Origin of the sequence: Streptomyces sp. NPDC088354, assembly GCF_044753585.1 — a bacterium.
Taxonomy (GTDB): domain Bacteria; phylum Actinomycetota; class Actinomycetes; order Streptomycetales; family Streptomycetaceae; genus Actinacidiphila.
In genome coordinates this window covers 1-19,114 of sequence record NZ_JBIVNJ010000023.1, presented here as the reverse complement: position 1 = coordinate 19,114, position 19,114 = coordinate 1, and the positions used below count along the sequence as shown (strand labels likewise).

15 protein-coding genes and 1 pseudogene are annotated in these 19,114 nt (G+C 71.8%); 4 read left to right on the top strand and 12 right to left on the bottom strand.

Annotated elements, in window-relative coordinates:
- Positions 1-4: 4 nt before the first annotated feature.
- Positions 5-1,069 (bottom strand): ADP-ribosylglycohydrolase family protein, encoded by a 1,065-nt coding sequence (locus ACIP98_RS27690; protein ID WP_319664778.1) that lies wholly within the window; start codon positions 1,067-1,069, stop codon positions 5-7.
- Positions 1,070-1,189: 120 nt separating this feature from the next.
- Between ACIP98_RS27690 and ACIP98_RS27685 the strand changes: the two genes are divergently transcribed.
- Both ACIP98_RS27685 and ACIP98_RS27680 read left to right on the top strand, forming a co-directional pair.
- Positions 1,190-1,894, top strand: coding sequence for a class I SAM-dependent methyltransferase (locus ACIP98_RS27685; protein WP_401978492.1), 705 nt, complete (start codon positions 1,190-1,192; stop codon positions 1,892-1,894).
- Between the two features lie 85 nt (positions 1,895-1,979).
- The gene (locus ACIP98_RS27680) at positions 1,980-3,107 is read left to right on the top strand and encodes a glycerate kinase (protein ID WP_401978490.1); all 1,128 of its coding nucleotides are present in this window, start codon (positions 1,980-1,982) and stop codon (positions 3,105-3,107) included.
- An 80-nt stretch (positions 3,108-3,187) separates the two neighbouring features.
- Here the strand turns inward: ACIP98_RS27680 and pssA are convergent, their stop codons facing one another.
- The 8 genes from pssA to ACIP98_RS27640 all read right to left on the bottom strand — a co-directional run bounded on the left by pssA (position 3,188) and on the right by ACIP98_RS27640 (position 13,167).
- Positions 3,188-4,039, bottom strand: a complete 852-nt coding sequence (gene pssA, locus ACIP98_RS27675) for a CDP-diacylglycerol--serine O-phosphatidyltransferase (protein ID WP_319664783.1) — start codon at positions 4,037-4,039, stop codon at positions 3,188-3,190.
- Positions 4,026-4,682: a phosphatidylserine decarboxylase gene (locus ACIP98_RS27670; protein ID WP_319664784.1), complete on the bottom strand. Its 657-nt coding sequence runs from the start codon at positions 4,680-4,682 to the stop codon at positions 4,026-4,028. Before ACIP98_RS27670 ends, pssA begins: the two co-directional genes overlap by 14 nt.
- Positions 4,683-4,852: 170 nt before the next feature.
- Positions 4,853-6,064 carry an acyl-CoA dehydrogenase family protein gene (locus ACIP98_RS27665; RefSeq protein ID WP_319664786.1) on the bottom strand — a complete coding sequence of 404 codons (1,212 nt, stop codon included), beginning with the start codon at positions 6,062-6,064 and terminating at the stop codon, positions 4,853-4,855.
- 20 nt (positions 6,065-6,084) lie between these two features.
- Entirely contained in the window at positions 6,085-6,588 is a 504-nt protein-coding gene (locus ACIP98_RS27660) for a MaoC family dehydratase (RefSeq protein ID WP_319664788.1), read from the bottom strand.
- A gap of 55 nt (positions 6,589-6,643) precedes the next feature.
- On the bottom strand, positions 6,644-8,656 hold the full coding sequence (locus ACIP98_RS27655) for a protein meaA (protein ID WP_401978488.1): 2,013 nt from the start codon (positions 8,654-8,656) through the stop codon (positions 6,644-6,646).
- Positions 8,657-8,670: 14 nt separating this feature from the next.
- Positions 8,671-10,008, bottom strand: a complete 1,338-nt coding sequence (gene ccrA / locus ACIP98_RS27650) for a crotonyl-CoA carboxylase/reductase (protein WP_319664791.1) — start codon at positions 10,006-10,008, stop codon at positions 8,671-8,673.
- 515 nt (positions 10,009-10,523) lie between these two features.
- Positions 10,524-11,282 (bottom strand): TetR/AcrR family transcriptional regulator, encoded by a 759-nt coding sequence (locus ACIP98_RS27645; protein ID WP_401978486.1) that lies wholly within the window; start codon positions 11,280-11,282, stop codon positions 10,524-10,526.
- Between the two features lie 97 nt (positions 11,283-11,379).
- The gene (locus tag ACIP98_RS27640; RefSeq protein WP_319664794.1) at positions 11,380-13,167 is read right to left on the bottom strand and encodes a 3-hydroxybutyryl-CoA dehydrogenase; all 1,788 of its coding nucleotides are present in this window, start codon (positions 13,165-13,167) and stop codon (positions 11,380-11,382) included.
- A 520-nt stretch (positions 13,168-13,687) separates the two neighbouring features.
- Here ACIP98_RS27640 and ACIP98_RS27635 point away from each other — a divergent pair.
- Positions 13,688-14,797 (top strand): annotated as a pseudogene (locus ACIP98_RS27635) (HEAT repeat domain-containing protein); the annotation flags it as partial.
- Positions 14,798-14,963: 166 nt separating this feature from the next.
- On the opposite strand, the gene ACIP98_RS27630 reads toward ACIP98_RS27635, so the two are convergent.
- The 3 genes from ACIP98_RS27630 to ACIP98_RS27620 all read right to left on the bottom strand — a co-directional run bounded on the left by ACIP98_RS27630 (position 14,964) and on the right by ACIP98_RS27620 (position 17,660).
- Positions 14,964-15,479 (bottom strand): GNAT family N-acetyltransferase, encoded by a 516-nt coding sequence (locus tag ACIP98_RS27630; RefSeq protein ID WP_401978484.1) that lies wholly within the window; start codon positions 15,477-15,479, stop codon positions 14,964-14,966.
- Between the two features lie 47 nt (positions 15,480-15,526).
- Entirely contained in the window at positions 15,527-16,576 is a 1,050-nt protein-coding gene (locus ACIP98_RS27625) for an Rv2578c family radical SAM protein (RefSeq protein ID WP_401978482.1), read from the bottom strand.
- A gap of 193 nt (positions 16,577-16,769) precedes the next feature.
- Positions 16,770-17,660 carry a helix-turn-helix transcriptional regulator gene (locus ACIP98_RS27620; protein WP_319664800.1) on the bottom strand — a complete coding sequence of 297 codons (891 nt, stop codon included), beginning with the start codon at positions 17,658-17,660 and terminating at the stop codon, positions 16,770-16,772.
- Between the two features lie 271 nt (positions 17,661-17,931).
- Here ACIP98_RS27620 and ACIP98_RS27615 point away from each other — a divergent pair, with 271 nt between their 5' ends.
- The gene (locus tag ACIP98_RS27615; protein ID WP_401978480.1) at positions 17,932-18,978 is read left to right on the top strand and encodes an NAD(P)-dependent alcohol dehydrogenase; all 1,047 of its coding nucleotides are present in this window, start codon (positions 17,932-17,934) and stop codon (positions 18,976-18,978) included.
- The last annotated feature ends 136 nt before the right edge of the window (positions 18,979-19,114 follow it).

The window sequence follows — 19,114 nt, the reverse complement described above, 5'->3', positions numbered from 1 at the left end:
GACCCTACGGCACCAGGGCGACCGTGCGTCGGGCGAGTTCGCCGATCGCCACCCCGTCGAAGCCGAAGACCGCGCTGCGCACCCGGTCCCTCAGCGGTTCCGTCCACTGCGGCGGGATCGCGGCGGCCCCGCACAGCACGCCGGCCACCGAGCCCGCCGTGGCGCCGTTGGAGTCGGTGTCGAGGCCGCCGCGCACGGTCAGCGCGATGGTGGACGTGAAGTCGCCCTTCCCGTACAGCAGTCCGGCGGTGATGACCGCGGCGTTGGGCACGACGTGGATCCAGTGCAGGTGCCCGGCCTCCTGGTCGAGGTCCGCCAGGGTGTCCGCCCAGCCGAGCCCGGCCTCGTGCAGCGCCATGGTGCGCCGCACCGTGCGGGACAGCCGGCAGCCGGGCGGGATCTCGGTCAGCGCCGCCTCCAGCGCGGTCCGCGCGTCCGGCGCCGTGAACGCGGCCGCGATCAGGGCCGCCGCCCACATCGCGCCGTAGACGCCGTTGCCGGTGTGCGACAGCACCGCGTCGCGCCGGGCCAGCGACGCGGCGCGGCGCGGGTCCCCGGGAGAGGTCCAGCCGTACACGTCGGCGCGGATGAGGGCCCCGATCCACTCCTGGTAGGGGTTGTCGACCGTCGCGCTGAGCGGGGGACCGATACCGCTCGCCAGGTTGCGGTACGCGGCCCGCTCGGCGGTGAAGGTCTGCAGGTAGGGCAGCCGCAGCAGCCACAGTTCGCCGACCTCCTCGGTGGTGAAGTCCGTCCCGTGCGTCTCCAGCAGGTGCAGGCCGAGGATCGCGTAGTCGACGTCGTCGTCCCGCACGCTGCCGTCGATGCCGCCGCGCGTGCACTGCGGCCATTCCGGGCGCAGGTCGAATTCGTCGGGGTCCGGCGGCGGCGACAGGGCGGGGAGGTAGTCCGTGAGCGGGAGGGCGTCCGCCCTGCGCAGGTAGCGGTCGATGCGGTCCCTGGTCCAGTGGTCGCCGCGCTCGACGGGCTTGCCGAGCATGTTGCCGGCGATGCGGCCCAGCCAGCCGCCGAGGACCCTGTCCTGGAGGCCGGGGATTGGTGACGTCATGCCCCCGGTCTACCGGAACCGCACGGCTCCGGTGGGCAGCCCGGGGCCGCGGCCGCGGCGCGTCGCCGGGCACCTGCCTCCGCCCCGCAGGCGCAAGGGGTGCGCTGGGACAATGACCGGGTGTCAGAAGCCTCAGGTCCGGCCACCGCGACGAGTACGCCGCCTCTGCTGCCCGACGGTGAGCTGGAGCGGTCCACCGTGGTCGCCAACAGCACCATGAACCGCGAGCGCGGCCTGTCCGGTGTGAACAGCTACGCCCGTGAGCTCGGTTTCGATCCGGTCGACGACCTGCTCGCCCGGTACGCGTCGCCTTCCTGGCTCGACCTGTGCAGCGGGGAGGGCCGTGCCCTGCGCGAGGCCGCGGCGCGGCTCCCGGCGACGGCGGTGCTGACCGGCGTCGACCTGGTGGGCCCCCTCGTCCCGGTGCCGGCGCCGCCCATGGTGGAGCTCGTGACGGCCTCGGTCGCCGGCTGGACACCCCGGCGGTCGTACGACCTGATCACCTGCGTCCACGGGCTGCACTACGTCGGAGACCGGCTCGGTCTGCTCTCCCGGGCGGCCTCCTGGCTCGGCTCCCAAGGGGTGCTGGTCGCGCACCTGGACCCCGGCTCGGTCCGCCATGCCGACGGTTCGCCGGCCGGCCGCCCGGTGCTGGCGGCCCTGCGGTCGGCGGGTTTCACCTACGACTCCCGCCGGCACCTGCTCACCCTGCGCGGAACGCGGGCCGTCCACCTGCCCTTCCACTACCTCGGGGCGGACCCCCAGGCCGGTCCCAACTGGACCGGTCAGCCCGCCGTCGCCGCCTACTACCGCCCCGCTCCCTGACGTCGGCCGCCGCGGGGGCCGCTGGGCAGCGCGGAGCACCCGGGATAGGGTCCAAGCGGCGCGACCTGCGGTAAGGGAGATCAATGTGACGGACACACGGCGAGCGCGAGTACTGATCGCCGCGGACAAGTTCAAGGGTTCACTCACCGCCGTCGAGGTGGCCCAGCGGATCGGCGCCGGGCTGCGGCGCGCCGCCCCGGACGTCGTCGTCGAGTCCGTACCTGTCGCGGACGGCGGGGACGGGACCGTGGACGCCGCCGTCGCGGCGGGCTTCGAACGACGTCTGGTGGAGGTCACCGGACCGCTGGGGGAGCCGGTCACGGCCGCCTACGCGCTGCGCGGCGGCACCGCCGTCGTCGAGATGGCCGAGGCGTCCGGGCTGCGGCACCTGCCGCCGGGGGTCTTCGCCCCGCTGACCGCCACCACCTATGGCACCGGCGAACTGCTGCGCGCGGCGCTCGACGCGGGGGCCCGCTCCCTCGTGCTCGGGGTCGGCGGCAGCGCCACCAATGACGGCGGCGCCGGCATGCTCGCCGCGCTCGGCGCCCGGCTGCTGGACGCGCGGGGTGTGCCGGTGGGTCCCGGGGGCGCGGCGCTCGCCGACGTGGCGACGGCGGACCTGTCGGGACTCGACGCCCGCCTGGCGGACACCGAGGTGGTCCTCGCCAGCGACGTCGACAATCCGTTGCTCGGCCCGAAGGGGGCGGCCGCGGTCTACGGGCCGCAGAAGGGCGCCACCCCGGACGACGTCGCGACCCTGGACACCGCCCTGGCCCGCTTCGCCGAGGTACTGGACGCCGCCGCGGCGGCCGAGGCGCCCGGCGCGGGCGCGGCGGGCGGTGTCGGCTTCGGCGCCCTCGTCGGGCTGCGGGCGCGGTTCCGGCCCGGGGTGGAGGTCCTGATGGACATGCTCGGTTTCGCGGAGGCGCTCGAACGAGCCGATCTGGTGATCACCGGCGAGGGCTCCCTGGACGAACAGACCCTGCACGGCAAGGCCCCGGCCGGTGTGGCGGCCGCCGCCCGCGCCCGGGACGTGGAGGTGGTCGCCGTCTGCGGGCGCCTCGCCCTGCCGCCGGCCGCGCTGACCGCCGCGGGCATCCGGCGCGCGTACGCCCTCACCGACATCGAGCCGGACCCGGCGCGCTGCATGGCCGAGGCCGGGCCGCTGCTGGAACGGCTCGCCGTCGACATCGCGCGCGACGTCCTGCTCTGAGCCGTCGCGTCCGGGCCGCCGCAGACACGTGGGGCCCCGAGCCGTACCCGGCTCGGGGCCCCACGGAGTTCCTCGTACGGCTATGGAAGCTGGGCCGTACGCGCCTCACGGCGGTTGTTGCGGATCGTGTTGACCCTGCGGGTCGTCGCGAACAGCGGGATGACCGCCGCCGCGCAGATCTGCAGGGCCGCGCCTGTCTGCAGCAGCACGTCGCCACCGGGGACCGCGAAGGCCCAGCAGACCAGGCAGCCCATGCTGACGACGATCCAGGCGAGGGTGATCAGGGCGAGCCGGCCCCGCGGCTTGGGGTACTCGACCCGGCTGACCATCAGCCACGCCACACCGACGATGGCCAGCACCGTCGGGATGAACGGCAGCTCCAGCAGCACCACCGAGATCACGGTCATGGCCCCGAACGGGCTCGGCATGCCCTGGAAGATGCCCTCGCGGACCGTCGTGCAGGAGAACCGGGCCAGCCGCAGCACGACCGCGAGCAGCACGACGACGGCGGCCACCGCCGACAGCTTGCCGTAGGCGTCGTCGGAGATCAGACCCCAGACCACCACGAAGTAGGCGGGGGCCAGGCCGAAGCTGATGAGGTCGGAGAGGTTGTCGAGCTCCGCGCCCATCGCCGAGCTGCGCAGCTTGCGCGCCACGAGCCCGTCGAAGAGGTCGAAGACCGACGCCATGAGCATCAGCAGTACGGCGGTGGCGGCGCTGTGCCGCGTCATGCCGCCGTCGGTGCTGCCCATGAGGTGCGGGACCAGGACTCCGGTGGTGGTGAAGTACACCGCCATGAATCCGCAGATCGCGTTGCCGAGGGTCAGGCCGTCCGCTATCGACAGCCGCGTTGACAGCGGCATGTCATCGTCGTCGTCCTCGTCCACCGCGGCGACCCACGGTGCCTGCGCGTCGGGCTCAATCACGGTCAAGGCGAGTCACCCCGGCAACGGTGGTCTGGCCGACCTCGACGGCGGGCTCGACGCCCTCGGGAAGGTAGATGTCGACACGGGAGCCGAACCGGATCAGTCCGATCCGGTCACCCTGCTCGACCTTGGTGCCCTGCGGGACGTAGGGCACGATGCGACGCGCGACGGCACCGGCGATCTGCACCATCTCGATGTCACCGAGCTCGGTGTCGAAGTGCCAGACAACGCGCTCGTTGTTCTCGCTCTCCTTGTTGAACGCCGGAACGAACCCACCCGGGATGTGTTCCACCGACGTGACCGTGCCCGCGAGGGGGGCGCGGTTGACGTGGACGTTCAGCGGGCTCATGAAGATCGCGACGCGGGTGCGCCCGTCCTTCCACGGCATGATGCTCTGCACCACGCCGTCGGCCGGCGAGATGACGCGGCCCTGGGCGATCTCCCGCTCGGGGTCGCGGAAGAACCACAGCATGCCCGCCGCGAGGGCGGTGGTGGGGACGGCCACGGCCGCCCAGCGCCCGGAACGGCGGGCGCGGGCCAGGCTGACCGCTGCGGTGGCCACGGTCGGGAGGAGCCACGGCGATGCTCCGCGCGCGAGGCGTACGCCGGCCAGGCTGTCGCGTTTAGCAGAGGATTGGCTGTGGGGCATGGAAGACCTTCGTAGCGGAGGGTGCCGCAAGATGGTTCTGGGGACGGCGGCTTTCCGTGAATGGTATCGGCAGTGACGGGCAACTGGGCAAGCCAGTGGCGGAGTCCGTGGCCGGTTATTGATGACTGGGTGTGACCTTTGGCTAGCGCAAAGCGTCACAACCCAGACATTCATCCCTGGATCCGGTACTCCTCGAGCAGCCGGCGACCGATGATCATTTTCTGGATCTCGGCGGTGCCCTCGCCGATCAGCAGCATCGGTGCCTCGCGGTACAGACGCTCGATCTCGTACTCCTTGGAGAAGCCGTAACCGCCGTGGATGCGGAACGCGTCCTCGACGACCTCCTTGCAGTACTCCGAGGCCAGGTACTTCGCCATGCCGGCCTCCAGGTCGTTGCGCTGGCCGGAGTCCTTCTTGCGCGCGGCGTTGACCATCAGGGCGTGCGCGGCCTCGACCTTGGTGGCCATTTCCGACAACTTGAACTGGATCGCCTGGTGCTGCGCGATCGGCTTGCCGAAGGTCTCCCGCTGCTGGGCGTAGGCGATCCCCAGTTCGAAGGCGCGCCGCGCCACGCCGCAGCCCCGGGCGGCCACGTTGACCCGGCCGACCTCCACGCCGTCCATCATTTGGTAAAAACCGCGGCCGCTCTCGCCGCCGAGGACGCGATGTGACGGAATCCTGACGTCCTCGAGGATGAGCTCGGTCGTGTCGACCCCCTTGTAGCCCATCTTCTCGATCTTCCCGGGCACGGTGAGGCCCTTCACCGCCGGGTTCGGGCCGAAGCCCGGCTCCTTCTCGATGAGGAAGGTCGTCATGGACTTGTGCGGGGCCGCCCCTTCCGGGTGCCCCTCGTCCGTGCGGCAGAGGACCGCGACGAGGTTGGACGTGCCGCCGTTGGTCAGCCACATCTTCTGGCCGTTGATGACGTAGTCGTCGCCGTCACGGACGGCCTTGGTGCGGATGGCGGAGACGTCGGAGCCCAGGCCCGGCTCCGACATCGAGAACGCGCCCCGCACCTCGCCGGTGGCCATCCGGGGCAGGAAGTGGTCCTTCTGCTCCTGTGTGCCGTGCTGCTTGAGCATGTAGGCGACGATGAAGTGGGTGTTGATGATGCCCGACACGCTCATCCAGCCCCGGGCGATCTCCTCGACCGTCAGGGCGTAGGTGAGCAGGGACTCGCCGAGGCCGCCGTACTCCTCGGGGATCATCAGGCCGAAGATGCCCAGTTCCTTCAGGCCCTCGACGATGTCGGTGGGGTACTCGTCCTTGTGCTCCAGCTCGTTGGCGACCGGGAGGATCTCCTTGTCGACAAAGCTGCGGACCGTGGAGAGGATCTCCTGCTGGATGTCGGTCAGCCCGTCGGTCTGGGCGAGACGGCTCATCTGTCGTTTCTCCTACGAGTTCAGTGGGCGACGGACGGACGGCCGGGCTGCTCGCCGCCTCGCTCCTTGATGTAGGTGGCGGTCGGGACCATCACCTTCCTGCGGAAGACGCACACCAGGGTGCCGTCCTGCTTGTAGCCCTTGGTCTCCACATGGACGATGCCCCGGTCGTCCTTGGACTTCGACGGCCACTTGTCCAGCACGGCGGTCTCGCCGTAGATGGTGTCGCCGTGGAAGGTCGGCGCCACGTGCTTCAGCGACTCGACCTCCAGATTGGCGATCGCCTTGCCGGAGACGTCCGGGACGGACATGCCCAGCAGCAGCGAGTAGATGTAGTTGCCCACGACGACGTTCCGGCCGAAATCGGTCGTCTGCTCGGCGTAGTTCGCGTCCATGTGGAGCGGGTGGTGATTCATGGTCAGGAGGCAGAAGAGGTGGTCGTCGTACTCGGTGACCGTCTTCCCGGGCCAGTGCTTGTAGACAGCGCCGACCTCGAACTCTTCATACGTGCGGCCGAACTGCATCGCTTCTGCGCCTCCGGGATGTCGTGCTTGCTCGTACGGGTGACTGCCGCTGAGGTCACGCGGGGACTTCCAGCGGGTCCAGCTTGTTCGCCCTGCGGATCTCGTCCACGATCCTGCCGATGATCTCCGTGATTCCGAAGTCCTTCGGCGTGAACACGGCGGCGACGCCGCACTCGATCAGCTTGGCCGCGTCCGCCGGGGGGATGATGCCCCCGGCGATGACCGGGACGTCGTCCGCCCCCGTACGGCGCAGCCGCTCCAGGACGTCCGGCACCAGCTCGGCGTGCGAGCCGGACAGGATCGACAGGCCGACACAGTGCACGTCCTCGGCGACCGCCGCCGAGACGATCTGCTCGGGCGTCAGCCTGATGCCCTGGTAGACCACCTCGAAGCCGGCGTCACGGGCTCGCACGGCGATCTGCTCGGCGCCGTTGGAGTGGCCGTCCAGTCCCGGTTTGCCGACCAGCAGCCGCAGCTTGCCGCCGCCCAGCTCCCGCGCGGTGAGCGCCACCTTGCGGCGCACCTCGGCCAGCGGCGTGCCCTCCTCGGCGGTGACCGCGACGGGGGCGCCGCCGACGCCCGTGGGGGCCCGGTACTCGCCGAAGACGTCGCGCAGGGCCCAGGACCACTCGCCGGTGGTGACGCCGGCCCGCGCGCACTCCAAGGTGGCCTCCATCAGGTTGGCCGTTCCGGCGGCGGCCGCCTTCAGGGCCTCCAGCGACTTCTGGGCGCGGGACTCGTCCCGGTTGTCCCGCCAGTCGTGCAGGGCGGCGACGACCCGGGCCTCGTTCTCCGGGTCGACGGTCATGACGGCGCCGTCCAGGTCCGAGGTGAGCGGGCTGGGCTCGGTGCCCTCGTAGCAGTTGACCCCGATGATCTTCTCGTCGCCGGACTCGATCCGCGCACGGCGCTCGGCGTGCGAGGAGACCAGCTGCGACTTGAGGTAGCCCGACTCGACGGCGGCCATGGCGCCGCCCATCTCCTGGATCCGCCCGATCTCGGCCAGCGACTGTTCGACGAGCTCGCCGACCTTCGCCTCGACGACATGGCTGCCGTCGAAGATGTCCGCGTACTCCAGCAGGTCGCTCTCGTGCGCCAGCACCTGCTGGATGCGCAGGGACCACTGCTGGTCCCAGGGGCGCGGCAGGCCGAGCGCCTCGTTCCAGGCCGGCAGCTGCACGGCGCGGGCGCGGGCGTCCTTGGAGAGCGTCACGGCCAGCATCTCCAGGACGATGCGCTGGACGTTGTTCTCCGGCTGGGCCTCGGTCAGGCCGAGCGAATTGACCTGGACGCCGTAGCGGAAGCGGCGCTGCTTGGGGTCCTCCATCCCGTAGCGCTCCTTGGTGACCTGGTCCCAGATGCGGGTGAAGGCCCGCATCTTGCACATCTCCTCGACGAAGCGCACGCCGGCGTTCACGAAGAAGGAGATGCGCGCCACGACGTCGCCCATGCGCTCCTGCGGCACCTGGCCGGAGTCGCGGACGGCGTCCAGGACGGCGATCGCCGTCGCCATGGAGTACGCGATCTCCTGGACCGGCGTGGCGCCGGCCTCCTGCAGGTGGTAGCTGCAGATGTTGATCGGGTTCCATTTGGGGATGCGGCCGACCGTGTAGGCGATCATGTCGGTCGTCAGCCGCAGCGAGGGCACCGGCGGGAAGACGTACGTCCCGCGCGACAGGTACTCCTTGACGATGTCGTTCTGCGTCGTCCCCTGGAGCTTCGTGATGTCCGCGCCCTGCTCCTCCGCGACGACCTGGTACAGCGCCAGCAGCCACATGGCGCTGGCGTTGATGGTCATCGAGGTGTTCATCCCGTCCAGCGGGATGTCCTGGAAGAGCCGGCGCATGTCACCGAGATGGGCGACCGGGACCCCGACCCGGCCCACCTCGCCGCGGGCGAGGATGTGGTCGGGGTCGTAACCGGTCTGCGTCGGGAGGTCGAACGCGACCGACAGGCCGGTCTGGCCCTTGGCGAGATTGCGCCGGTAGAGGGCGTTGGACGCCTCGGCGGTGGAGTGCCCGGCGTAGGTCCGCATCAGCCACGGACGATCCTTCTGACGCTCGCTCATGCTCGTTCCCGACCTCAGATGTTCCGGAAGCGGTTGATGGCGTCGATGTGCTGGGCCCGCATCTCCTCGTCGCGGACGCCGAGCCCCTCCTGCGGGGCCAGCGCCAGCACGCCGACCTTGCCCTGGTGGAGGTTGCGGTGCACGTCGTAGGCGGCCTGGCCGGTGTCCTCCAGGCTGTACGTCCGCGACAGGGTCGGGTGGATCTTCCCCTTGGCCACGAGGCGGTTGGCCTCCCACGCCTCGCGGTAGTTCGCGAAGTGCGAGCCGACGATGCGCTTGAGCGACATCCACAGGTAGCGGTTGTCGTACTCGTGGGTGAAGCCCGAGGTCGAGGCGCAGGTAACGATCGTGCCGCCCTTGCGCGTGACGTACACCGAGGCGCCGAAGGTCTCGCGGCCCGGGTGCTCGAAGACGATGTCGACGTCCTCGCCGCCGGTCAGCTCGCGGATGCGCTTGCCAAGGCGCTTCCACTCCTTCGGGTCCTGGGTGTGCTCGTCCTTCCAGAACCGGTAGTCCTCGGCATTGCGGTCGATGATCGCCTCGGCGCCCATGCTGCGGCAGATCTCCGCCTTCTGCGGCGAGGACACCACGCAGATCGGGGTGGCGCCGCCGGCCAGCGCGAACTGGGTGGCGTAGGAACCGAGGCCGCCGCTGGCCCCCCAGATCAGGACGTTGTCGCCCTGCTTCATCCCGGCGCCGTTGCGGGAGACCAGCTGCCGGTAGGCGGTGGAGTTCACCAGGCCGGGGGCGGCTGCCTCCTCCCAGCTGAGGTGCTTCGGCTTGGGCATCAGCTGGTTGGACTTCACCAGGGCGATCTCGGCGAGGCCGCCGAAGTTGGTCTCGAAACCCCAGATGCGCTGCTCGGGGTCGAGCATCGTGTCGTTGTGGCCGTCCGCGGACTCCAGTTCCACGGACAGGCAGTGCGCGACCACCTCGTCGCCGGGCCGCCAGGCGTTCACACCGGGGCCGGTGCGCAGGACCACGCCCGCCAGGTCGGAGCCGATGATGTGGTACGGCAGGTCGTGCCGCTTGGTGAGCGGGGAGAGCTTGCCGTACCGCTCCAGGAAGCCGAAGGTGGACATCGGCTCGAAGATCGAGGTCCACACCGAGTTGTAGTTGACCGAGCTGGCCATGACGGCCACCAGGGCCTCGCCCGGACCGAGCTCGGGCACGGGCACGTCGTCCACGTGCAGCGACTTGCGCGGGTCCTTCTCGCTGCTCTCCAGGCCCTCGAACATGCCGGCCTCGTCCTTGCGGACGGTGACGGCACGGTACGACTCGGGGAGCGGCAGGGCCGCGAAGTCCGCGGCCGTGCTTTCGGACGCCATGATTGCGTCGAGGATGTCCTTCACGGTGATGCCTCCGGCGAAGCGCGACGTAGGGACGCTTGAGGGAACGTCGGGGGTTGCGGTGGGTCGTGCCGTCGGTTCGGCGGTTGTGCTTTTTCCGTGACGGTCGCACGGATCGAGCAAGAGCGCTTGGTGGCGCGGTGGAGTGCCTGTGACGCAGGCGTCCGGGCCTTTGGGGACAGACGGCGTGCGAGGGTTCGCTGCACGCCGCCCGCCCGGACTGCTTTCACGGTATGGCACCGCGTGCCACTCGGCAAGACACTGGGTGCCAACAAATTTTCTCAAATGGCATCACGGCTGCACATCTGAGCGGGGTGTGGCTGTCCGGGACGGTGGTCGTGGCCGGGGTGGGGACATCCCACGGTCCCACCGGCCGGCCCGGGCGGCGAGTCGGGCGGCGGCCGCCCGGAGCGCGGTGGAGGAGGGTGGCACGGGGTGCCACCCCCATGCCGTGCGCGGGTGCGCCGGGGTCCGGACGCGGCGCCTCCGGGGTCGCCCCCGGGAGCCGGGCGCAGCGCCTACGCGCCCTTCAGGGCCTTCTCGATGGTCCGCATGACCTCCGCGGGCGAGGCGTCGGTGCGTGCGACGGCCACGACCACCTCGCCCTGCCGGGAGGCGAGCACCGGGGTCGGGACGGGCCGGCGGCCGATGCCCGTGCCGAAGGTGGCCTTGATCACCTCGAAGGCGTGGTCGAGCTGCACCTCCACGTCGCCCTTGCCCCCGGCCCGCAGCCAGCGCCGCAGCACGTGGTTGTGGGCGGCGACCACCGCGGACGCCGCGACCTCCGCCAGCAGCGGGTCGTCGTCGCCGTCGTGCTGGGCGCTCTCGTCGAAGTGGCCCAGCAGGTAGCGCGTGAACAACCGCTCGTAACGGGCCACCGAGGCGATCTCGCGCTCGCGCAGGATCGGGATCTCCCGGGTCAGGCGGTAGCGCTCGACGGAGACCTCGGGCGCCTCCGCGTACATCCGCAATACCTCGGTGATGCCGCGGCAGACCGTGTCCAAGGGGTGCTCGTGGGGCTCCGCGGAGTCCAGCACCTGCCCGACGCGCACCAGGGTGTCGTCGTGATCGGGGAAGATCGCCTCTTCCTTGGAGCGGAAATGCCGGAAGAACGTCCGCCGGGCGACCCCGGCCGCCGCCGCGATCTCGTCCACGGTCGTCGCCTCGTAGCCCTGGCTCGCGAAGAGGTGCATTGCGGAGGCCGCCAGCTCCTGGCGTACGCGATGGCGCTGGGCGGTCGCGGAGGAGGTACGAGTGGGCTTCGCGGGCTGGGACATACCGCGAACGTACTGCATTCCCGCCGCCTCATGGGCAGGGCCCGGCTTCCGCAGCCTGTGGGGCGGCCCCAGCAGGCCGCCCCAGCCGTCCGCGGGCTCAGCGCCGGGCATACTCGCGGAAGCCGCGACCGGTCTTGCGGCCCAGGCAGCCCGCCGACACCAGGTGCTCCAGGAGCGGCGCCGGCGCCAGGCCGGGGTCGCGGAACTCCTTGTGCAGCACCTGTTCGATCGCCAGCGAGACGTCCAGGCCCACGACGTCCAGCAGCTCGAACGGGCCCATCGGGTAACCGCCCCCGAGCTTCATCGCGGCGTCGATGTCCTCCACCGTGGCGTAGTGCTCCTGGACCATCTTCACCGCGTTGTTCAGGTAGGGGAACAGCAGCGCGTTGACGATGAACCCGGCCCGGTCGCCGCAGTCCACGGCGTGCTTCCTGACCCTGCCGCAGACCTCGTGCGCCGTCGCGTGCACGTCGTCGGCGGTCAGGACGGTGCGGACCACCTCGACCAGTTTCATGGCCGGAGCGGGGTTGAAGAAGTGCATGCCGATGACGTCACCGGGACGCGACGTCGCGGTCGCTATGGCGACCACGGGCAGCGAGGAGGTGGTCGTGGCCAGGACCGCGCCCGGCCTGCAGACCTTGTCCAGGGTCGCGAAGAGCTGCTGCTTGACCGCCAGGTCCTCGGCGACGGCCTCGACGGCCAGGTCGACCTCCGCGAACGCGTCCAGCGAACCGGCCGCGGTCACCCGGGCCACGGCCTCGTCCCGCTGCTCCTGGGTGAGCCGGCCCTTGGCCGCCGACCGGTCCAGGGACTTGGTGAGCGCCGCCAGGGCGTTGTCCGCCTTCTCCTGGCCGCGGGCGGCCAGCACGACCTCGTAGCCCGCCTTCGCGAAGACCTCCGCGATACCGGTGGCCATGGTGCCCGAGCCCGCCACGCCGACGCGCCGCACGGGGCGGCCGGACGCGGCCCCGCCGCCGGCGGCGGGCGTCTCGGTGTCCGCCACGACCGTGGCGCTGCAGGGGGCCTCGTACGTGTAGAAGCCGCGACCGGTCTTGCGGCCCAGCAGGCCCGCCGCGGTGAGCTGCCCGAGGATCGGTGCCGGGGCGTGCAGACGGTCGTGGGAGGCCTGGTACATCGCCTCCAGCACGGTCTGGGCGGTGTCGATGCCGATCAGGTCCAGCAGCGCGAGCGGGCCCATGGGCAGACCGCAGCCGAGCCGCATCGCCGCGTCGATGTCCTCGCGGGTGGCGTAGCGCGACTCGTACATGGCGGCGGCCTGGTTGAGGTAGCCGAAGAGCAGCCCGTCCGCGATGAAGCCCGGACGGTCGCCGACCGCCACCGGCTCCTTGCCCAAGCCGCGGACGAGCGTGGTGACGCCCTCGGTGGCCTCCGGCGAGGTGAGCACCGTCGAGACCACCTCGACCAGCTTCATGGCCGGGGCCGGCGCGAAGAAGTGCAGTCCGAGGACGCGGTCGGGGCGCGAGGTGCGGGAGGCGAGCTCCGTCACCGACAAGGCGTTGGTGCCGGTCGCGATGATCGCGTCGGGCTTGACGACCGCGTCGAGCCCGCACAGGACCTCGCGCTTGATCTCGAAGTGCTCGGTGACGACCTCGATCACCAGGTCGGCGTCGGCCGCCGCCTGGAGGTCGGAGAAGGTGCGGAAGCGGGCCAGGACGCCGCCGCGCTCCGACTCCGTCATGCGCTCGCGCCGCACGGCGCGGGCGGTGGCGGACTCCAGGGAGCTGACGGCGCGACGCGCCGCGGCCTCGTCGGTCTCGATGCCGATCACCTCGTGACCGGCACGGGCCATGACCTCGGCGATGCCGGTGCCCATGGTGCCGAGGCCGACGACGGCGACAGTGCGGAAGGGACGTGGACGGTCCATCGCGGAACTCCAGTTGCTGAGGGTCCGCGCCGTGCGTCTTCGTGGCACAGGCGCGGGCGGGAGAGGAGTTGTGAGGAGCCGCGGGGTGCGTACGCGTGGGTGTGCGTGCCCGCGTGGAGAGGCTGGCGAGCCCTGTCCCGGGGCTGCGCCGCGATGGTGCCGAACCGACAACGGCGGCACACGGCGGCTGCGTCACCAGGCCGCGGTGTGCGTTGGTTAGAGGGTAACTGGCGAGTAACCGACGCGCCAGCCCCTCCGCCCATGTGATTTGTACCCATGACAGATGAGCGGGCCACTAGGGTGAGCGCAGGCGAAAGGGGACGCTGTGGACGGTGCGGAGGACACGCGCTTCCCTGGGAGCCGTGCGGCGCGACGGGCCGGCGCCCTGTACCCGTCCGTACACTCCGGCGGCACCACCCTGGCCGCCCTGCGGGAGCGGGGCGAGCCGCGCCGTGTCCTCGGGCTGCTGGCCTTCGCCACCCCCGGGGACCGTGAGTCCCGCGACGCCTATGTACGGCGCATGGCGGCGTCCCGGGATGCCGCCGCCATGGTGCGGCCGTTCCTCGGCCCGGAGGAACGGGCACTGCTCGACGTGGCGGCGGGCCGGTCGCCCGGAGTCCCCGCCCTGCTCGGCGTCCTGCCCGGCGGCACGGAGGACGAGCGCCGCTACGCCCTGGAGGCGCTCACGGCCGCACGCGCCCCGGAGACCGCCGGGCCGCTCCTCGCGCTCCTCGCCGACGCCGCTGCGGAACCGGGCGCGCCCTCCTGGTACCCGGACCGGCTCGAGCGGACCGTCGCCCGCGTCGTCCACGGGGGTGGGCGCCCGCACTGGCGCCGGACACCGAGCCCGGCGGTGGCGCCGCCCGCGCCGGGAAGCGTGCCGCTGCTGCTGCGGTACGCCGCCCATCCCGTGCCCCGGGCCAGGGCACTCGCCCTGGATCTCCTGGGCCTCGCCGGGGACGCGGCCCACCTCGCCCTGTTCACGGCGGCCGCCCGGGACCCCGAGGCGGCCGTGCGGGAAGCGGCACTCGTGGCGCTCGGGAGGACGGACCATCACGATGCGCGGGACGCGCTCGCCGGTGTCCTGACCGAGCCGTCGCGCTCCCTGGGGGACCGGGAGATCGCCGCCGTCCTGCTCGGGCGGGCCGGCGACCGCCGGGCCTTCGAGACGCTCGTCCTGCTCCTGAACCACCGCGACGCCCTCCGCAACGTGACCGCGGCGGACACCCTCGCCCGGCTCGGGGACCCCCGTACCGCCCGTGCCGCCGCCGCGCTCGCGACCAACCGGCTGCGCATCACCTACGCCCTCGCCGCGATCCGCCTGCTCGGCCGCCTGGGCGCTCCGGAGTCGGTGCCGGCCCTGACGGCCACCCTGCAGTGGCTCCTGGACGAGGGGCGGCCCGGCCTCCAGGCCGCCCGCGGCTGTGCGGAGGAGCTCGGCCGGCTCGGGGACGTGCGAGCGGTGCCGCTGCTGGGCCGTGCCGCCGGGGTTCCGGCCCTGCGCGCCCCGGCCGTGGACGCCCTCGGCCGGATCGGCGGCGCGGCCGTGCTGGACGTGTTGCTGGCCGCGGCCGGTGACCCGGACGAGGAGGTGCGCAGCGCCGCCGCGCGCGGACTCGCCCGCTACCGGGACGAGCCCCGTGCCACCGCCGCGCTCGCCGGGCTGTGCGCGCCGCCCTACCCGCGGCGCGTCGTGCGGGCGCTGGCGTCTTCCGGCGACCCGGTCGCCGCGTCCGTGCTGGCCAGGGCGCGCAAGGAGGCGCCCAGTGCCGCGACGCGGAGGCTGGCGGGACGCCTCAGTCCAGGTCCGCGGCGTAACGGAGCTCCTTGAGGGGCACCTCGTTGTACATCTCGATCTGGTCGGTGCCGTCCGGTCCGAAGCCGGCCCGGACGTAGAAGTGCCGCGCGGGCGCGTTGTCGGCCAGCACCCACAGCCGCAGCCGCCGGAAGCCGCGTTCGGTTGCCCGCGTCCGGACGGCGTCCATGAGGGCGCGTCCGACGCCTTGGCCGATGCGGTCCGGACGCACATAGATGGCGTACAACTCGCCGACCTCGCCGCCGTCCTGTTCGCCGCGGTACGGGCCGAGTGCCGCCCATCCCGTGAGTCCGGCGCCGTCGGACGCGACAAGGTTGTCGACCCGGCCGCTGCCCGCGTCGAACCACCCCCGGCGCGTTTCCGCGTCCGCCGCGGCGTCCATGGCGTCCAGGTAGGGCTGCGGGACGATCCCCGCGTACGCCGCCCGCCAGCCGCTGACGCGGATCGCGCACACGGCGTCGATGTCTTCGCGGGCCATCGCCCGTATATCGGTCATGCACCGGACGCTATGCGCACGAGTGCGGCGCAGGCCAGGGGCTTTTTTCAGAGCAGCGTCAATTGCGTCGGCTCCGGTACCGGTTCCTGGGCGGCCGTCTCGTCGGCGGGCAGCGCGGGCACGGACCGCAGACGCCGGGCGGCCGCCGGACGCGAGGGGCCTATGCCGAACTCGTCGGCGAATTCGTGCACCTGGCGCGTGATCCGCCGCTGGTACCAGGTCGGGGCGTAGGCACCGCTCTCGTACAGCGCTTTGTAGCGGGAGATCAGACGGGGGTGGTGCACCGACAGCCACGCCATGTACCACTCGCGGGCGCCGGGGCGCAGATGCAGGACGAGCGGGGTGACCGAGGTGGCGCCGGCCTGTGCGATGGCGCGGACGGTCTCCCGCAACTGCTCCGGCGAGTCGCTGAGGTAGGGGAGCACGGGTGCCATCAGGACGCCGCAGGGGATGCCGTGGTCATTGAGCGTCCGGCAGACGTCCAGCCGCCGCGCGGGCGCCGGGGTGCCCGGCTCCACGGTGTTCCACAGCTTCCGGTCCAGGAAGCCGACGGAGACGGCGGTGGAGACCTCCGTGACACGCGACGCCTGGACCAGCAGGTCGAGGTCGCGCAGGATCAGCGACCCCTTGGTCAGGATCGAGAACGGATTGGCGTGGTCGCGGAGCGCCGCCAGGATGCCCGGCATCAGCCGGTACCGTCCCTCGGCGCGCTGGTAGCAGTCGACGTTCGTGCCCATGGCGATGTGCTCGCCCTGCCAGCGCGGTGCGGCCAGTTCGCGGCGCAGCAGCTCCGGCGCGTTGACCTTGACGACGATCTGCGAGTCGAAGTCCAGGCCGGAGTCCAGGTCCAAATAGCTGTGTGTCTTGCGGGCGAAGCAGTACACGCAGGCGTGGCTGCACCCTCTGTAGGGGTTGATCGTCCACTCGAACGGCATCCGGGACGCTCCCGGCACCCGGTTGACGATGCTGCGGGCACGCACCTCGTGGAACGTGATGCCGCGGAACTCGGGCGTGTCGAACGTGCGGGTCACGGCGTCCATGCCGAAGAGCGCGGGCGTGGTCGCCGCCGTGTCGCGGCTCAGGTTGTCCCACCTCATGCCGCCTCCTTTTGTTGCTCTGGTCAGAGAATAGAACACCTGAGCGAAAAACGTCGAGAGGTATCCGAGGGAGGTGTCGCCGGCGGCTCCTGTGACGTCGGGCGGGGGACGCCGGAGGACCCGGGGGAGTCCCGGCCCGGGCAGCGCCGGTCCGCGTCATCAGGGGCGCGCCGCGCCCCGCGAGCGCGGTCTCCTATTCGTGGACGGTCTTGCCGGTCGCCCCGGAGCCCGTCCGTCGGGCCGGCTGCCCGGCGCTCCAGCTGGCGAGCAGCTTCCAGGCGTCCTGGGAGACCGGGTCCTGGGCCGGCAGGTACAGGAAGACGGTCTGGTCGGTCTCGCCCGGCATGGTGAAGGCCTGATAGTCCACGGTCAGGTCGCCGACGACGGGGTGGTGGTGGCGTTTGTGCCCGTGAGTGCGGTCGTAGACCTTGTGGTCGGCCCACCAGCAGCGGAAGTGCCGGCTCTTCATGGCCAGTTCGCCGACCAGTTCGGCGGTGCGGGTGTCCTCGGGGTGGCGGCCGGCGTCGAGCCGCAGGATGGCGGTCATCTCCTCGGCGACCTGCTCCCAGTCCGGGTACAGGGAGCGGGCCGCCTCGTCGAGGAGGATCCAGCGGGTGAGGTTGCGCTCCCGCGCGGGCAGCGCGTCGAAGTCCGTGATCAGCGCGCGGGCCAGGTGATTGCTGGCCAGTACGTCGGTGCGGCGCCCGAGGATGAAGCCGGCCTGGTCGGTGAAGGAGTCCAGGAACCGCCTGACCCCGGGCCGGACGCGCTGCACGGCCGGTGCCTTGCGGCGGGCCGTGCCGGGCTTGGGCCCGGCGAGGTCGAACAGGTGGGCGCGTTCCGCGGCGTCCAGGCGCAGGGCGGCGGCCACCGCCTCCAGTACCCCCGCCGAGGGGCTGATCTGCCGTCCCTGCTCCAGGCGGGTGTAGTAGTCGGTGCTCACCCCGGCCAGCAGGGCGACCTCCTCGCGGCGCAGCCCCGGCACCCGCCGGTACGCCCCTCGCTCGGGCAGCCCCGCCGACTCGGGGGTGATGCGGGCGCGGGAACGGCGCAGGAATTCGCTGAGCTCGACGTTTCTGGCCACGTCTCCATTCTGCGCCGGGGCGCCCGTGCGGGGGACCGGGGAAAGGGGGCCGCCGAGTCCTACGCATCGGCTTCCCCGGCAGGCCAGGGCCGGAAAGCGGCCTCCGCGGGGCGGAGACCGCGTGGTGTCCTGGACGGCGAGGGCCCACCGGGCCGGCGCCGGGGTCCACTGCCGCGCCGGACGACGGTCGAGGGCCACGGCAGCCGGGGCCGGGTCACCCGACCCACGCTCACCGAACGCATCGGAATCAGCCCATCAGGAGATCCCCCACATGACCAGCACCACCGCCTATGCCGCGCACGCCCCCAAGGCTCCGCTGGAGCGCACCACCATCGAGCGCCGTGCGGTCGGCGAGTTCGACGTCCTGATCGACATCAAGTACGCCGGCATCTGCCACTCCGACATCCACCAGGTCCGCGAGGGGTGGGGCGAGGCGATCTTCCCCATGGTCCCCGGCCACGAGATCGCGGGAGTGGTCCGCGAAGTCGGCGCGGGTGTCACGAAGTTCCGGGCCGGCGACCGGGTGGGCGTCGGCTGCATGGTCGACTCCTGCCGCACCTGTGCCAACTGCGAGGCCGGGCTGGAGCAGTACTGCACGGGCAGCGGCGGCAAGGTCGAGACGTACAACGACACCGGCAAGGACGGCCGGCCCACCTACGGCGGTTACTCCCGGACGATGGTCGTCGACGAGAACTACGTGGTGCGCATCCCCGACGGCCTCTCCCTGGACGTCGCCGCGCCGCTGCTCTGCGCCGGCATCACCACCTACTCGCCGCTGCGGCACTGGGGTGCGGGCCCGGGCAAGAAGGTGGCGATCGTGGGCATGGGCGGCCTCGGTCACCTGGCCGTCAAGAGCGCCGACGCGCTCGGCGCCGAAGTGACGGTGCTCTCGCAGTCACTGCGCAAGAGGGAGGACGGGCTGCGGATGGGCGCCGAGCACTACCGCGCCACCAGTGACCCGAAGACCTTCGAGGAACTGGACGGCACCTTCGACGTCGTGCTCTCCACCGTCTCGGCGGCGCTCGACTACAGCGCGTACATGTCCCTGCTGAAGACCGACGGCGCCCTGGTCAACGTCGGGCTCCCGGAGGAGCCGATCGCCCTCGACCTCTTCTCCGTCGTCACCGGCCGCAAGAGCGTCGCAGGCTCCAACATCGGCGGCATCGCCGAGACGCAGGAGATGCTGGACTTCTGCGCCGGGCACGGCATCGGCGCGGAGATCGAGTTGATCCGTGCCGACGAGATCAACGAGGCGTACGAGCGGGTCCTCGACAGCGACGTGCGCTACCGCTTCGTCATCGACGCGGCCACGATCTGACACGAGCGCGGTTCACGCGGCGCCGCGTACCTCAGCCCGCCGTGCCCCGGGCGAGGAGGGCGAGGTAGCGGCGGGCGAACAGATACGCGTCGCCCGGCCATCGGGCGGACAGGTAGCGGCCGTCCTCGACGACGAA

Coding starts and splice junctions, on each gene's coding strand:
- ACIP98_RS27690 (WP_319664778.1), bottom strand. CDS start 1,069: ATGACGTCACCAATCCCCGGCCTCCAGGACAGGGTCCTCGGCGGCTGG.
- ACIP98_RS27670 (WP_319664784.1), bottom strand. CDS start 4,682: ATGCCCCACAGCCAATCCTCTGCTAAACGCGACAGCCTGGCCGGCGTA.
- ACIP98_RS27665 (WP_319664786.1), bottom strand. CDS start 6,064: ATGAGCCGTCTCGCCCAGACCGACGGGCTGACCGACATCCAGCAGGAG.
- ACIP98_RS27660 (WP_319664788.1), bottom strand. CDS start 6,588: ATGCAGTTCGGCCGCACGTATGAAGAGTTCGAGGTCGGCGCTGTCTAC.
- ACIP98_RS27655 (WP_401978488.1), bottom strand. CDS start 8,656: ATGAGCGAGCGTCAGAAGGATCGTCCGTGGCTGATGCGGACCTACGCC.
- ACIP98_RS27645 (WP_401978486.1), bottom strand. CDS start 11,282: ATGTCCCAGCCCGCGAAGCCCACTCGTACCTCCTCCGCGACCGCCCAG.
- ACIP98_RS27640 (WP_319664794.1), bottom strand. CDS start 13,167: ATGGACCGTCCACGTCCCTTCCGCACTGTCGCCGTCGTCGGCCTCGGC.
- ACIP98_RS27630 (WP_401978484.1), bottom strand. CDS start 15,479: ATGACCGATATACGGGCGATGGCCCGCGAAGACATCGACGCCGTGTGC.
- ACIP98_RS27625 (WP_401978482.1), bottom strand. CDS start 16,576: ATGAGGTGGGACAACCTGAGCCGCGACACGGCGGCGACCACGCCCGCG.
- ACIP98_RS27615 (WP_401978480.1), top strand. CDS start 17,932: ATGACCAGCACCACCGCCTATGCCGCGCACGCCCCCAAGGCTCCGCTG.